This window comes from Streptomyces sp. NPDC001594, from assembly GCF_042893675.1.
In the GTDB taxonomy this organism is placed as follows: Bacteria; Actinomycetota; Actinomycetes; order Streptomycetales; family Streptomycetaceae; genus Streptomyces.
The window spans coordinates 282,956-297,478 of the sequence record NZ_JBIAVB010000008.1 but is presented as its reverse complement, the minus strand read 5'-3'; the positions used below and the strand labels follow the sequence as shown (position 1 = coordinate 297,478).

11 protein-coding genes are annotated in these 14,523 nt (G+C 71.0%); 7 read left to right on the top strand and 4 right to left on the bottom strand.

Annotation, left to right across the window (positions count from 1 at the left end; genetic code table 11):
- Positions 1-110 precede the first annotated feature (110 nt).
- Together ACFY0O_RS18615 and ACFY0O_RS18610 are read left to right on the top strand one after the other, a co-directional pair.
- Positions 111-1,337, top strand: coding sequence for an acetyl-CoA C-acyltransferase (locus ACFY0O_RS18615; protein ID WP_344166202.1), 1,227 nt, complete (start codon positions 111-113; stop codon positions 1,335-1,337).
- A complete protein-coding gene (locus ACFY0O_RS18610; RefSeq protein WP_388947724.1) occupies positions 1,334-3,472 on the top strand; it encodes a 3-hydroxyacyl-CoA dehydrogenase NAD-binding domain-containing protein in 2,139 nt (712 codons plus the stop codon). Before ACFY0O_RS18615 ends, ACFY0O_RS18610 begins: the two co-directional genes overlap by 4 nt.
- Before the next feature lie 69 nt (positions 3,473-3,541).
- Here ACFY0O_RS18610 and ACFY0O_RS18605 read toward each other — a convergent pair whose 3' ends face one another.
- Together ACFY0O_RS18605 and ACFY0O_RS18600 are read right to left on the bottom strand one after the other, a co-directional pair.
- Positions 3,542-5,293: a polysialyltransferase family glycosyltransferase gene (locus ACFY0O_RS18605; protein ID WP_388947723.1), complete on the bottom strand. Its 1,752-nt coding sequence runs from the start codon at positions 5,291-5,293 to the stop codon at positions 3,542-3,544.
- Positions 5,290-6,303, bottom strand: a complete 1,014-nt coding sequence (locus ACFY0O_RS18600; RefSeq protein ID WP_388947784.1) for a glycosyltransferase family 2 protein — start codon at positions 6,301-6,303, stop codon at positions 5,290-5,292. The genes ACFY0O_RS18605 and ACFY0O_RS18600 overlap by 4 nt, the downstream gene beginning before the upstream one ends.
- A 246-nt stretch (positions 6,304-6,549) precedes the next feature.
- Here ACFY0O_RS18600 and ACFY0O_RS18595 point away from each other — a divergent pair, with 246 nt between their 5' ends.
- Genes ACFY0O_RS18595 through ACFY0O_RS18580 form a run of 4 tightly spaced genes read left to right on the top strand, consistent with a single transcriptional unit; the run spans position 6,550 to position 10,608 of the window.
- On the top strand, positions 6,550-7,827 hold the full coding sequence (locus ACFY0O_RS18595; protein WP_388947722.1) for a DUF6716 putative glycosyltransferase: 1,278 nt from the start codon (positions 6,550-6,552) through the stop codon (positions 7,825-7,827).
- Between the two features lie 43 nt (positions 7,828-7,870).
- Positions 7,871-8,623, top strand: coding sequence for a cytidylyltransferase domain-containing protein (locus ACFY0O_RS18590; RefSeq protein WP_388947721.1), 753 nt, complete (start codon positions 7,871-7,873; stop codon positions 8,621-8,623).
- Positions 8,624-8,626: 3 nt separating this feature from the next.
- Positions 8,627-9,547 carry an N-acetylneuraminate synthase family protein gene (locus tag ACFY0O_RS18585; protein ID WP_388947720.1) on the top strand — a complete coding sequence of 307 codons (921 nt, stop codon included), beginning with the start codon at positions 8,627-8,629 and terminating at the stop codon, positions 9,545-9,547.
- Positions 9,544-10,608: a hypothetical protein gene (locus tag ACFY0O_RS18580; protein WP_388947719.1), complete on the top strand. Its 1,065-nt coding sequence runs from the start codon at positions 9,544-9,546 to the stop codon at positions 10,606-10,608. Before ACFY0O_RS18585 ends, ACFY0O_RS18580 begins: the two co-directional genes overlap by 4 nt.
- Here ACFY0O_RS18580 and ACFY0O_RS18575 read toward each other — a convergent pair.
- Positions 10,582-11,703 (bottom strand): hypothetical protein, encoded by a 1,122-nt coding sequence (locus ACFY0O_RS18575; protein ID WP_388947718.1) that lies wholly within the window; start codon positions 11,701-11,703, stop codon positions 10,582-10,584. The two genes, ACFY0O_RS18580 and ACFY0O_RS18575, sit on opposite strands and share 27 nt — an antisense overlap.
- A 93-nt stretch (positions 11,704-11,796) precedes the next feature.
- On the opposite strand from ACFY0O_RS18575, the gene ACFY0O_RS18570 reads away from it, so the two are divergent.
- On the top strand, positions 11,797-12,933 hold the full coding sequence (locus ACFY0O_RS18570; RefSeq protein WP_388947717.1) for an LCP family protein: 1,137 nt from the start codon (positions 11,797-11,799) through the stop codon (positions 12,931-12,933).
- On the opposite strand, the gene ACFY0O_RS18565 is transcribed toward ACFY0O_RS18570, so the two are convergent.
- Positions 12,930-14,429 (bottom strand): amino acid permease, encoded by a 1,500-nt coding sequence (locus ACFY0O_RS18565; protein WP_388947716.1) that lies wholly within the window; start codon positions 14,427-14,429, stop codon positions 12,930-12,932. The genes ACFY0O_RS18570 and ACFY0O_RS18565 overlap by 4 nt on opposite strands.
- Positions 14,430-14,523: the final 94 nt, after the last annotated feature.

The following is a 14,523-nucleotide window of genomic DNA, read 5'->3' as shown; positions in this document are numbered from 1 at the left end:
TGTGCACATGAGTTACCCGCAAGTAGCATGGGCCGGGTGAGCGGGCGCTCAGTTCGGAAGGAGCGCTCCGCCGCGCAGCAGTGCACACCCGCACCTGGAGGAGAGCCAACGTGCCTCGTACCGTCAGGGACGTCGTCTTCGTCGACGGCGTCCGCACCCCGTTCGGCAAGGCGGGCCCGAAGGGCATCTACCACGAGACCCGCGCCGACGACCTCGTCGTGAAGGCGATCCGGGAGCTGCTGCGCCGCAACCCGGACCTGGACCCCAAGAAGATCGACGAGGTCGCCATCGCCGCGACCACCCAGATCGGCGACCAGGGCCTGACGCTGGGCCGCACGGCCGGCATCCTCGCGGGCCTCCCGCAGTCCGTCCCGGGCTACTCCATCGACCGCATGTGCGCCGGCGCGCTGACCGCCGTGACCGCCGTCGCGGGCGGTGTGGCCTTCGGTGCGTACGACGTCGCCCTCGCCGGCGGTGTCGAGCACATGGGCCGCCACCCCATGGGCGAGGGCGTCGACCCGAACCCGCGCTTCGTCTCCGAGAAGCTGGTCGACGAGTCCGCCCTGTTCATGGGCATGACCGCCGAGAACCTGCACGACCGGTACCCGACGATCACCAAGCTCCGCGCCGACGAGTACGCCGTGCGCTCGCAGGAGAAGGCCGCCAAGGCGTACGCCGACGGCAAGATCCAGCAGGACCTGGTCCCGATCTCGGTGCGCAACACCAACGAGGCGGTCGGTGAGACGGGCTGGGGCCTGGTCACCTCCGACGAGCCGATGCGCCCGGGCACCACGCTGGAGAACCTGGCCGGCCTGAAGACCCCGTTCCGTACGCACGGCCGGGTCACCGCGGGCAACGCCGCCGGTCTCAACGACGGCGCCACCGCCGCGATCATCGCGTCCGAGGACTTCGCCCGCGAGAACAACCTCCCGGTCAAGATGCGCCTCGTCTCCTACGCCTTCGCCGGCGTGGAGCCGGAGGTCATGGGCTACGGCCCGATCCCGGCCACGGAGAAGGCCCTCGCCCAGGCCGGCCTGTCCATCGAGGACATCGGCCTCTTCGAGATCAACGAGGCCTTCGCGGTCCAGGTCCTCGCCTTCCTGGAGCACTACGGCATCGCCGACGACGACGCCCGCGTGAACCAGTACGGCGGCGCGATCGCCTTCGGCCACCCGCTGGCCTCCTCCGGCGTCCGCCTGATGACGCAGCTGGCCCGCCAGTTCGAGGAGCAGCCGCACGTCCGCTACGGCCTGACCACCATGTGCGTCGGCTTCGGCATGGGCGCCACGGTCATCTGGGAGAACCCGAACTTCGACGCCGAGGGAGACTCCAAGTGAGCACCACCGCTGAGCTCCTGAAGGGCGCTGCCGAGCTGTTCCCGGACGAGGTCGTCACGTCCGCGCACGTCCGCCACCTGGACCTGCCGTTCGGCGCCGGGCGCTTCGCGCTCATCACGCTGGACAACGGCTTCGACCACACCAAGCCGACCACCTTCGGCCCGCAGTCGCTGGCCAACCTGAACGCGGCCGTCGACCAGGTCGAGCAGGAGGCCACCGCCGGCACCATCGTCGGCGCGGGCATCACCGGCAAGCCGTTCATCTTCGCCGTCGGCGCCGACCTCAAGGGCGTCGAGCTGCTGAAGAAGCACGACGAGGCGCTCGCCATCGGCAAGGGCGGCCACGACGTCTTCAAGCGCCTCTCCGCGCTGGCCGTCCCCACCTTCGCGTACTACAACGGCGCGGCGATGGGCGGCGGTGTCGAGGTCGGCCTGCACTGCTCGTACCGCACCGTCTCGAAGGCCATCCCGGCCTTCTCGCTGCCCGAGGTCTTCCTCGGCCTGGTTCCGGGCTGGGGCGGCTGCGCCATCCTCCCGAACCTGATCGGCGCGGAGCGCGCGGTCTCGGTGATCATCGAGAACTCGCTGAACCAGAACCGCCAGCTCAAGGGCAAGCAGGTCTTCGAGCTCGGCATCGCCGACGCGATCTTCGAGGGCGCCGACTTCCTGGAGCAGTCGCTGATCTGGACCGCGAAGGTCCTGAAGGGCGAGACCGAGGTCGTACGCGCCGAGGTCGAGCGCGGCGAGGCCTGGGACGCGGCCGTCGCCAAGGGCCGCGCCATCGCGGACTCCAAGGTGCACGGCGCCGCTCCGGCCGCCTACCGCGCGCTGGACATCATCGCCGCGGCCAAGGACGGCGACCTCCAGGCCGGCTTCGACGCCGAGGACAAGGCCCTGGCCGACCTCATCATGGGCGGCGAGCTGCGCTCGGGCATCTACGCCTTCAACCTGGTCCAGAAGCGCGGCAAGCGCCCGGCCGGTGCCCCGGACAAGTCCCTGGCCCGTCCGGTCACCAAGGTCGGCGTGGTCGGCGCGGGCCTGATGGCCTCGCAGCTGGCGCTGCTGTTCCTGCGCCGCCTGGAGGTGCCGGTGGTCCTCACCGACATCGACCAGGAGCGCGTGGACAAGGGCGTGGGCTACGTCCACGCCGAGATCCAGAAGCTGCTCGGCAAGGGCCGCATCAACCAGGACAAGGCCAACCGCCTGACCGCCCTGGTGACCGGCGTCCTGGACAAGGCCGAGGGCTTCGCGGACGCGGACTTCATCATCGAGGCCGTGTTCGAGGAGATGTCCGTCAAGCAGAAGGTGTTCGCGGAGGTCGAGGCGGTCGCCCCGGCGCACGCGATCCTCGCCACCAACACCTCCTCGCTGTCGGTGTCGGAGATGGCCTCGAAGCTCCGGCACCCGGAGCGCGTGGTCGGCTTCCACTTCTTCAACCCGGTCGCGATCCTCCCGCTGCTGGAGATCGTCCGCGGTGAGCAGACGGACGACGCCTCGCTGGCCACGGCCTTCGGTGTCGCCAAGAAGCTGAAGAAGACGGCCGTGCTGACGAAGGACGCCCCGGCGTTCGTCGTGAACCGCATCCTGACCCGCTTCATGGGCGAGATCCAGAACGTCATCGACGAGGGCACCCCGGTGGCCACGGCGGAGAAGGCCATCGAGCCGCTCGGCCTGCCGATGTCCCCGCTGGTCCTGCTGGAGCTCGTCGGTCCGGCGATCGGCCTGCACGTCTCCGAGACGCTGAACCGTTCCTTCCCGGAGCGCTTCACCGTCTCCCCGAACCTCAAGCGGGTCGTCGAGGCCGGCAAGCGCGGGTTCTACGTCTACTCCGCCGAGAACGGCTTCAAGCCGGAGCTGGACCCCGAGGTCGCCGCCCTCCTGGTGCAGGGCGACTCCGTCCTGACGGAGGAGCAGGTCCGCGACCGCGTCCTGGACGCGGTGGCGCAGGAGATCGGCCTGATGCTGGAGGAGGGTGTCGTGGCCGAGGCCCAGGACATCGACCTCTGCCTGATCACCGGTGCGGGCTGGCCCTTCCACCTGGGCGGCATCACCCCGTACCTGGACCGTGAGGGCGTCTCGGAGCGGGTGAACGGCAAGAAGTTCCTCGCCCCCGGCGTCGCCAGCGTCCCGGCGTAAGGCGCAGGGCACAGAGGAGGGCCCCGTCCGCACCTGGTGCGGACGGGGCCCTTCCCGTTGTCCCCGGGTTCAGCGGCGGCCGAGCCGGCCGCTCTTGACCAGGCGCTGGGCGGCCGGCGAGGCCGGGTTGAGGGTCAGGGCCCGCCGGGCGGCGTCGCGGCGCAGGTCGTCGCCGTGCTTGCCGAGCTTGGCCGCGGTCTCGGCGATCCGCAGCCAGACCAGGGCGCGCCCGCTGTCCGCGGAGATCTGCGCGGCCCGCTCGATCCGCCGCCTGGCCTGGTCGGTCTCCTTGCGGCGGATGTGGGCCTGGGCCATGCCGAGGAGCAGGTCCAGGTTCTCCTGCTCGGCGAGCAGCCGGGCGCCGACCTCCAGGATCCCGTCGTCGTCCTTGGCCTCGACCAGCGAGGCGAACCCGCCGAGCGTGATGTCGGTGACGGGCAGTTCGTCCGGCGCGGTGCGCTCCCCGGCGCCGCGCAGGGTCCAGCCCAGGCCGCGCCGCCACTTCCAGGTGCGCGGGCCGGGCAGTTCCAAGCGGGTGCGGGTGCGCTCGTTGAAGTGCATGGACAGCTCGGGGCGGGCCTCCCACCCGTCGACGGCCGCGGCGACGTACTCCTCGGCGACCGGGCGCAGGAAGGCGTACCGCTTGGGCTGCATGCAGTAGCCGACGGCCTGGACGTAGGGGGTGACCTCGGTGCGGATGTGCTCGACGTCCAGGATCCGGTCGGCCGGGACGGCGGCCGGTGCCTCGGGGACGGCGTCCAGGTCGGGGACCAGGGCGTGGGTGAGGGTGGCGGGGATGCGGTTGCTGTTGGCGTAGGGCCGCATGCGCCGGATGACCTCCAGGGCGCCGATCTGGGCGACGGGGATCCCGTACAGGGCGCGGGCGGTGAACAGGCCGGTGGAGAAGCAGCCGATGACCTGGCGGGGGCGCAGGTGGGCGAAGACCGTCTCGGCGAGGACGGGGACGTCCAGGACGAGGAAGGGGACGCCGGCCTCGCGGGCCGCCGCGGCGAGGGTGTCGGAGAGGCTGGAGGGGGCGCTGGGGTGCGGTTTGAAGACGACCGCGCCGTGGCCCAGCCGTACCGCGTGCTCGAACATCCGCCGGTGCAGCTCCTCCTCTTCCTCCTCGGTGAGGATGCCGAGGGGGGAGAGGTACTGGCCGAGGAGGAGGGCGGTCTGGGGGCCGCTGCGGGCCAGCTGCGGCGGGATCACCCGGTCGAGGAGGGGGCGGCACTCCTCGGTGAGCTCCGCCATCAGCGCGAGGACGGCGTCGGTGCGGACCGGCTCGGAGGGGATCCCGTACTCGGTGAGGAGCATGGGCAGCAGGGTGGGGACCAGGTCGAGGTAGAGGACCCGCTCGATCCGGCCGTGGAGGGGGCGGGGCAGGTCGTTGCGGGTGGGTCCGTAGCTCATGACCCCGTCGGCGTACACGGCGAGGGTGGCGTCGGAGAAGATCTTGCACAGCGTCTGGGCGGGCTTGACCTGGATGGACTCGACGACGAGGTCCAGGGGGCCGGGCCGGATGCCCATCTTCTCCCCCATGACGGTGCGCCAGAGGGGGGCGTCCTCGTCGCGGGGGCCCCACAGCGAGGGGTGGAAGGGGTAGATGAGGTCGTTCCAGTAGACGACGCGGTGGAAGCGGGCGAGGACGGCGGCGGAGCCCGGCATGCGGTGCAGCGGGGTGGCGACCTCGGGGATGTCGACGTTGTTGCAGACGAGCAGGATGCGCTCGCGGTCGTCCCGGCCGAACTGGCCGGCGTCGATGGCGGCGGCCACCGTCATGGCGCCGTAGAGGGTGGAGGCGGCGAATATCCGGGTCATCGGGCGGCGGCACCCTGGTGCTGCGACATCTGCTGCGGCATCTGCTGGGACATCTGTTGGGACATCAGCGCTCTGAGCTTGTTCACGCGTGCGGAGTCCATTCCTGCCAGGGTCCCCTCCAGGATGTCCTGGGGAAGGTCGAAGAGGGTCCGCGCGCTGCGTTCCAGGAGCAGGGCCCGGGTGAGTTCGTCGTAGTCCTGGGCGCGGTCCATGTGAATGACGATGAGCGCACACAGAGTTCGCATGGCCTTGAACGAGAGTTCATATCCGCGCGGATGGCCGGCGAGCTCGTCGAAAACGAGCCGGAAGGCGGGAAGGAAGTCGAGCTGGCGTTCGTCCGGGATCCTGGTGAGCGAAGTGGACACATCGCGACGGTAGAAGACGCCGTGGAGGTCGACCACTCCGAAGGAGCGCATCCGCAGGTGCAGCTGGTAGAACCAGTGCCGGTCCTCGGCGGTCCGCAGCCTCTCCTCGAAGAACAGCGCTCCCGCCGCGTGCAGCCGCTCACGGTCGTAGACGCCGGCCCAGACCGACGGGTAGTCGATGAAGGTGGAGGCGTCCACCGGGCCCATGTAGTCCAGCGGATCGAGGGGAAGGGCCCGCGGCGCGAGCGGGGGCATGACGATCTTGCGCTTTTTCCCATGGACGCGGACATGGCCGGTGCGCAGGAAATCGACGCCCGACTGGCTCATCCAGCCGACCAGTTGCGCGAGATATCCTGGGGCGTACCAGTCGTCCCCGTCGAGGAAGGTGAAAAAGCGTCCGCGGGCGGCGGCAAGTCCGATGTTCCGGGTCGCCGATATTCCCCTGTTCCGCTCGTTGCGGATGAGTACGGCTCCGGGAATCCCGGGTACCATCTCCCGCAGGATCTCTGATGTCCCGTCAACGGACGCGTCGTCCACCACGATGAACTCGAAGTCCTCCCGGGCATTCAGGGCCAGGGACTTCAGCGTGGTCCGGCAGAAGTCGCGGACGTCACACATCGCGACGATTACCGAAAGCGTCACCATCGTCGGCACTCACCTTCTCCCCATTCATCGACACCGGGCCATCATGTCAGAGCCCGCGGGAGAGCCCGAACGGTGCTCGGCGTGTGACGTACAACTCCCCCGGCGGTCGAGGCCTTTCCGTGACACATAAGGCTCAGGTGAGGATGTAAGGTCTAACGGGCCGCGCGGCCAGCCCGCCCGAGCCCGCGTCCAGCTGCGGGCCCGCCGACAGCAGTTGGGCTCCGCCGACCGACCGGGAATCCACCAGTGCGCATCCACGTGCTCGCCGACTCCGACACCCGCTGGAAATGGGGTGCGGGGCTGGCGGTGGGCCTGGCGCCGGGCAGCGAGGTCCACGCGCACATGCTGCGCGGCCGGAGCACGCCGACCGCGCGCCAGCTGGCGGAGGTCGGCATCACCCCCTCCTCCATCGCCGAGGCCACGCTCGCCGAGTTCGCGGCGGACCCCGCCCTCGACACGGCCGACGTGATCATCCTGGGCACCGTCGGCGGCGCCACCCACGCGGCCCTGCACGCGCTGGCCCGCCGCTTCGCCGGGGCCCCGCGGCGGCCGATCCTGATGACCGGCTACGTCGGCGTCGTCTACGAGAAGATGGCCGACGGCCTCCTCCTGCGGGCCGGCGCCGATATCGTCCTCGCCAACAGCCCTTTCGACCGGCGCCGTTTCACCGAGGTGTACGAACCCCTCGGAATTCCGGCGTCCAGCATCGTCCAGACGGCGCTCCCCTTTCTCGACCAGCGCCCTTACGACCCGGCCCGGACTTTCGCCGAACACCCTTATACGGTGTGCTTCGCCGTCCAGCCGTCGGTACCCGCCGACCGCAGCGGCCGGCTGTACATGCTGCGCCGTGCGATATCCCATGCCCGGCTGCGCCCGGGTCGGGACGTGCTCGTGAAACTCCGCAGCAAGCCGGGTGAGGCGACCACGCACGTGGAGGCGTTCCACTACCAGGTCCTCGCGGAACAGCTGGACGAACCGCTGCCGCCCAATCTGCATTTCGTGTACGGCAACATGTCGCAGACCCTCGACCGCACCGATCTCCTGGTGACCGTCAGTTCCACGGCCGCCCTCGAATCGATGCACCGGGGAATGCCGACCGCCATCCTGAGCGATCTCGGAGTGCGCGAAATCCACGGGAACCACTACTTCACCGGCTCCGGCTGCGTCACCGACTGGACCGCGATAGACGAGGGTGCGGCCCCGATCGCGCACGAAGCGTGGACGGTCGACCAGGGAATCCGCTCCCATGACCCCTTCGGTGAACTCCGCGCCCGTATTCTCGAATTGCGCGGGAGCCGGCTCCCGGCGATCACCCCGTACTACACGGCCGCGAGCGCGCCCGAATACGTCGGTACGCTGCTGCGGCGCCGGGGGCTGAATCCCGACGGCTCACCGGGCCCGGGCGCCGCCGCGGCCCGTTCCCGCGGCCCGATGAAGCGCACCTCGCGGCGCGTGCTCAAGGTCGCCTACCAGTTCGGGGTCCAGCGCGTGGCCCCGAAGATCCAGCAGTGGGGCGGCGTATGACCGCCCCCGCCCCCGCCCCCGCCCCCACCAGGAGAGCAGCCCTGTGAACGTCACCGCCGTCATACCCGCCCGGGGCGGCTCCAAGGGCATCCCCGGCAAGAACGTGGCCGAGGTCGGCGGGGTGCCGCTGGTGGCCCGCGCCGTACGGGCCTGCCTGGGCGCCGCCCACGTGAGCAGGGTCGCCGTCTCCACCGACGACGCGGCGATCGCCCGCGCCGCCCGCGCGGCCGGCGCCGAGGTGGTGGAGCGGCCGGCCGAACTGGGCTCGGACCGGGCGTCCAGCGAATCGGCGCTGCTGCACGCGCTGGACGCGCTGGAGGAACGCCACTCCGAGGCCGTGGACGTGCTGGTCTTCGTCCAGTGCACCAGCCCCTTCATCACCTCCGAGGAGGTGGACGAGGCCGTCCTGGCCATCGTCCGCGACGGCGCCGACTCCGCCTTCACCGCCGTGCCCTTCCACGGCTTCCTGTGGACCGCCGACCCCGGCCACGGGCCCGGCCACCGGGCGCGGGGCGTCAACCACGACAGTGCGGTGCGGCTGCGCCGCCAGGACCGTACGCCCGAATACCTGGAGTCCGGCGCCGTCTACGCGATGCGCGCCGAGGGCTTCCGCCGCAGCGGCCACCGCTTCTTCGGCCGGACCCAGCTCGTCCCCACGGCCCCCGAGCGGGCCATCGAGCTCGACGAACCCGGCGACCTCGACCGGGCCCGGGCCCTGGCCCCGCTCCTGGACCCCCAGCAGACTTCGGCGACCCCGTCGCCGCAACCCGAGCAGTACCCCGGAAAGGAACTCTGAACAGTGGTGCACAGCAACCGGATCCGCCGGATCGGAAACAGGGAGGTCGGCGCGGGCCGGCCCACCTATGTGATCGGCGAGATCGGGATCAACCACAACGGTGAGCTGGCCAACGCCCTCGCGCTCGTCGACGCGGCCGCCGACGCAGGCTGTGACGCGGTGAAGTTCCAGAAGCGCACCCCCGAGATATGCACCCCGCGCGACCAGTGGGACATCGAACGCGACACCCCCTGGGGCCGGATGACCTACATCGACTACCGCCACCGCGTGGAGTTCGGCGAGGACGAGTACCGGGCCATCGACGAGCACTGCGCGAAGCGCGGCATCGACTGGTTCGCCTCCCCGTGGGACACCGAGGCCGTCACCTTCCTGGAGAAGTTCGACGTGCCCTCGCACAAGGTGGCCTCCGCCTCCCTCACCGACGACGAGCTGCTCCTGGCCCTGCGCGCCACCGGCAAGACGGTGATCCTGTCCACCGGCATGTCCACCCCGCAGCAGATCCGGCACGCCGTCGAGGTGCTCGGCAGCGAGAACATCGTCCTGCTGCACGCCACCTCCACCTACCCGGCCAAGGCCGAGGAGCTGAACCTGCGGGTCATCAACAGCCTGGAGGCGGCCTACCCCAACGTGCCGATCGGCTACTCGGGCCACGAGACCGGCCTGCAGACCACCGTGGCCGCCGTCGCCATGGGCGCCTGCGCCGTCGAGCGGCACATCACCCTCGACCGCGCGATGTGGGGCTCCGACCAGGCCGCCTCCGTCGAGCCCGGCGGCCTCGCCCGCCTCGTGCGCGACATCCGCACCATCGAGACCGCCCTCGGCGACGGCGTCAAGCGGGTCTACGACTCCGAGCTCGCCCCCATGAAGAAGCTCCGCCGCGTCCAGGGCACCCCCGCCGCCGAGGGCGTGACGGCCTCGGCATGAGCGAGACCCTCGCCCTGGTGGAGAGCCCGGCTCAACTACTGAATGTCCTGGAGTGGGCCCACGCCCACCCGGGCGAGGCAGCCTCCCTCACCATCGCCGTGCTCCAGCCGGTGGACCCGCGCTCGCGCGCGCAGGTCCGCCGGCTGTGCCGGTACGCGTCCCAGGCCAAGGTGGTCTGGCGACGCTACGAGGTCCGCGCGGGCTACCTGGGGCGGGCCGGCGAACTGGTCCGGCTGGGCCGGGCGGTGGCGGCGGCCCGGCGGCTGGTGATCGGGGACCTGTTCTCCCGCACCATCCAGCTGCTGCTGCCGCGCTCCCGGGCCCGCGAGGTGGTCGTCGTCGACGACGGCACCGCCACCACCGAACTGGTCGCCCTACTGGCGAGCGGGCAGCAGCTGACCCGCTGGCACCAGGGGGACGCCAAGTCCGCCAAGGGCGGCCCGGTGAACCGGTGGCTGGCCCGGGAGGAGCTGGAGCGGGCCGTCTTCTTCACCTGCATGCCGGTGGCCGCGCCGCCCGGCGCCGAGGTCCGGCCCAACGAGTACGCCTGGAGCCGGGCCACCTTCGGCCCTGCCCGCCCCCGGCCCGGGACGGACCTGGCGGGCAGCTCCCTGGTGGAGACCGGGGTGATCGACGAGGACCGGTACATCGAGGCCGTCGGCTGGATCGCCCGTACCCGGGCGGCCGGCCGCTATCTGGCGCACCGCCGGGAGAGCGCGCGGAAGCTGGACCGGATCTCCGCCCTGACCGGCATGGAGATCGTCCACCCCGAGCTGCCGCTGGAGCTGACCGCGCTGACCGAACCCATCGGGCTGTCCCTGCTGACCTTCGCGTCCACCATCGCCTACACCCTGCCGATCGTGCTGCGCGGGGCGCCGGTACGGGTCGAGCTGTGCGAGCTCGACGACGCCTGGATCACCCCGGACACGGCCGCCCGCTCGGTGGAGTTCCTGCGGCGCATCTCCAGCCTGGCCATCGCCCGGCACGGCCTGGCCAGCATCCCGCCACAGGGACGGCGGCGCACGGGCGACCGGTCAGAAGCGCTGCCAGCGGCCCAGTGAGAGGCCGGAGCTGACCTTCTGCCGGTTGACCAGCAGTTCACCGCGGGCGCTGATCGAGGCGATGACGACGAGGCCGCGGGCGTCGACGGCGAGGGCCGGGGAGTCCGGGCACTCCTCGCCGATCCCGGTCCACCAGAGCCCGGCCGCCTCGTTCTCCGTCGGGTACGCGGCCAGTGCGGTACGGCCGTCCAGGGCTCGGTGGGCCAGCACCGTGCAGTCGTAGCCGTCGACCAGGGCGCGCACGGCGGCCACCGCCCCGTGCCCGGGACCGCCGCCCAGGGACATCACCCCGGCGCCCTCGCGGTGGGCGAACACCCCGCTGCCGTCCGCCGCGTGCCAGAACCGGGTGACCCGGCCCGGGGCCGTCTCCAGGAGGGCGAGCGAGCCGTCGCGGGCGAGGTAGGGGACCACCTCGGCCATCTTCAGGGGGCCGCCGGGAGCGGACTGCGCCCAGAAGGTGAGCCCCTTGTCACCGGGGGCGGCGAAGGCGGTGAGCCCGTCGGCGGTGGAGGTGGCGCAGCCCGCCTCGAAGGTCATGCTGCCCTTGAGGTCCTCCCAGCGGCCCCAGTCGCCCTTCTTGTCCTGGCGCTTCATGTGGATGCCGCGCCCGTTGTTGCGGACGAAGACGTGGGCCGCGCCCCGGCCGTCCACCGTCACGGTCGGCGGGCCGCCGCGCAGGGACATCTCGACGTTCTGGTAGAGGGTGCCCAGGGATTCCCAGGGGCCGATCGGGCGGCCGCTCTGGTACTGCACGGCGTGGTGGTAGGTCAGCGTCTCGGTGTCGCCGTTGGGGGCGCGGCGCCGGCCGGTGAAGTGGGCGTACCCGTCGGGGCCCTGACCCACCGACAGGTCGGTCAGGCCGTCGGCGGGGAAGAAGTCCGGGCCGCTCCAGCCGGGGCCGCCGGGGGTCTGTTCGGTCCAGCGCAGGAGGCCGCCGCCGGTGCGGGCGTACGCGCTGAGCCGGCCGTCCGTGCCGGCGAGGACCCAGCGTCCGGTCAGCGGGCCCAGGGCCGCGGGGCCGCCGTCACGGGCGGAGGGCGGTGCCGGGGGGCGCTGGGGGGATTTGTTCGGACTGCGTCTGGATCGCGTCGCCATGGGACCGCAAGCAACCCTTTCCCCTTCACGATTCGAACAGAATCAGGATACCCCGGGGGTCCTCCGGCGGGCCCCTGCGTCTATGTTGCGGGCATGACCTCAGACGCCACCGCCGCCGACACCGCCACGACCACGCCCGAGCCGGAACCGGAGCCCGGGCCCGGGGCGGCGCCGGAGCCCGGGCGGACCAGGTCGCGGGCGAGCCGGATCCGCCGGGGGCTGGCGTGGACGGCGGCCGTGCTCGTCCTCGGCTCGGCCGGGGCCGGCTGGTGGGTCTACAGCCACCTCGAAGGCAACATCGACAGCGTCGACCTGGACCGGGCGATCGGTACGGACAACCGCCCCCCGAAGGTGGTGGAGAAGGCCCAGAACGTCCTGGTGCTGGGCTCCGACTCGCGCGCCGGGGCCAACGGCGAGCTCGACCACGGCAACGTCAGCGGGGCCCGTTCCGACACGGCGATGCTGGTGCACATACCCGAGGGGCGGTCCCGGGCCACCGCGGTGAGCATCCCCCGCGACACCCTGATCACCCGGCCCGAGTGCAAGGACCAGGACGGCAAGACCGTCCCCGGAGCGAACCGGGTCATGTTCAACTCCGTCTACTCCGTGGCCGGTCCGGCCTGTGTGGTCAAGACGGTCGAGCAGCTGTCGGGGATCCGCGTGGACCACTTCGTGGAGGTGGACTTCGCCGGTTTCAAGGGGCTGGTGGACGCCCTCGGCGGGGTCACCGTCACCCTGGACCAGCCGATGACGGGCGCGAAGGGCGGCCTGAAGCTCGACGCGGGCACGCACCGGCTGAACGGCACGGACTCGCTGAAGTTCGTCCGCACCCGCTACGGCTACGGCGACGGCAGCGACCTCGGACGCATAGGCCTCCAGCAGCAGTTCATGCTCGCCCTGCTCGCCGAGATCAAGAAGCAGGACGCCCTCGGCAACCCGGCCCGGCTCTACAAGCTCGCCGACGCCGGCACCAAGTCCCTGACCACCGACTCCGACCTGGCCTCGCTCACCGCGCTGGCCGACTTCGCACAGAGCATGAAGGGCGTGGACCCGTCCACGATGGAGACCATCATGCTGCCGGTGGCGTACGACAAGGTGGACCCCAACCGGGTGGTCGTCGCCCAGGAGCAGGCCTCCCAGTTGTGGGAGGCCCTGCGCACCGACCAGAAGGTGCCGCCCTCGGCGAAGGACTCGCCCGCCAAGGGCGGCGGCAAGGGCACCAAGTCCTAGAGTTCCGCGTCCCGTCCCGCCTGGGCGAGGCGGCTCTTGCGGATGCCGTACAGGAAGTAGACGACGAGTCCGATGAGCATCCAGGCCCCGAAACGGACCCAGGTCTCGGCGGGCAGGTTGAGCATCAGCCACAGCGAGGCCGCCATCGACAGGATCGGGACCACCGGCACCCACGGGGTGCGGAAGGACCGGTGCAGCTCGGGGCGGGTCTTGCGGAGGATGATCACGCCGAGGGCGACGATGACGAAGGCGAACAGGGTGCCGATGTTGACCAGTTCCGCGAGCTTCTCCAGCGGGATGACCCCGGCGACGACGGCGATGATCACGCCGAGGAGCAGGGTGGCCCGGTAGGGGGTGCGGAACTTCGGGTGGGTGACGGAGAAGAGGCGCGGCAGCAGCCCGTCACGGCTCATCGCGAAGAACACGCGGGTCTGGCCCAGCAGCAGGATCATGGACACCGTGATGAGGCCGACGGCGGCACCGAGGCTGATGGCGCCGGAGAAGAAGGGCTGGTCCACGGCCCGGAAGGCTTCGGCGAGCGGTGCGGACGGCGACATCTCCTTGTAGTACTGCATACCGGTGACGATGATCGTGACGGCGACGTACAGCAGGGTGCAGATGAACAGCGAGCCCAGGATGCCGCGCGGCATGTCCCGCTGGGGGTTCTTGGTCTCCTCGGCCGCGGTGGCCACCACGTCGAAGCCGATGAAGGCGAAGAAGACGAGGGAGGCCGCGGTGAAGATGCCCATGACGCCGAAGTTGGTGGGCGTGAAGCCGAACATCAGCTGCACCAGTGGTGCCTTCGCCCAGCCCCCTCCCCCGGTCTGCGCCTCGGCGGGCGGGATGAACGGCGAGTAGTTGTCGGCCTTGACGAAGAACGCACCCGCGATGATGACCAGCAGCACCACGGTCACCTTGATCGCGACGACGATCGCGGTGATCCGGGCCGACAGTTTGGTCCCGATGACGAGGATCGCGGTCAGCACCAGGACCAGCAGGAAGGCCAGCAGGTCGAAGCTGCCGCCCTCATCGCGCCCGGTGAGGGCGGCGGGCATGTCCCAGCCGAGGTTGGTGTGCATGAGGTGGCGCACGTACCCGGACCAGCCGACGGCCACGACGGCGGTGCCGAGGGCGAATTCTAGGACCAGGTCCCAGCCGATGATCCAGGCGGGCAGCTCCCCGATGGAGGCGTACGCGAAGGTGTACGCCGAGCCCGCCACCGGGACGGTGGACGCGAACTCGGCGTAGCAGAGGGCCGCGAGGGCGCAGACGACGCCCGCGACCACGAAGGAGAGGGCGGTGGCGGGGCCGGCGTTGTTGCGGGCGGCGATGCCCGTGAGGACGAAGATGCCGGTACCGATGATGACGCCGACGCCGAAGACGGTCAGGTCCCAGGCGGACAGCGATTTGCGGAGCGCGTGCTCCGGCTCCTCCGTGTCACGGATGGACTGTTCCACCGTCTTGGTACGGAACGGGCTGTTGAGATCCGAGCTCACCGACGCACCTCCCAAGAAGTACGCGAACGGGCCGGGAGGCCCACCCTTCAAGGGTGATCTCCCGGCCCGTGTGGTGCAACCGCGCGATCCGGCC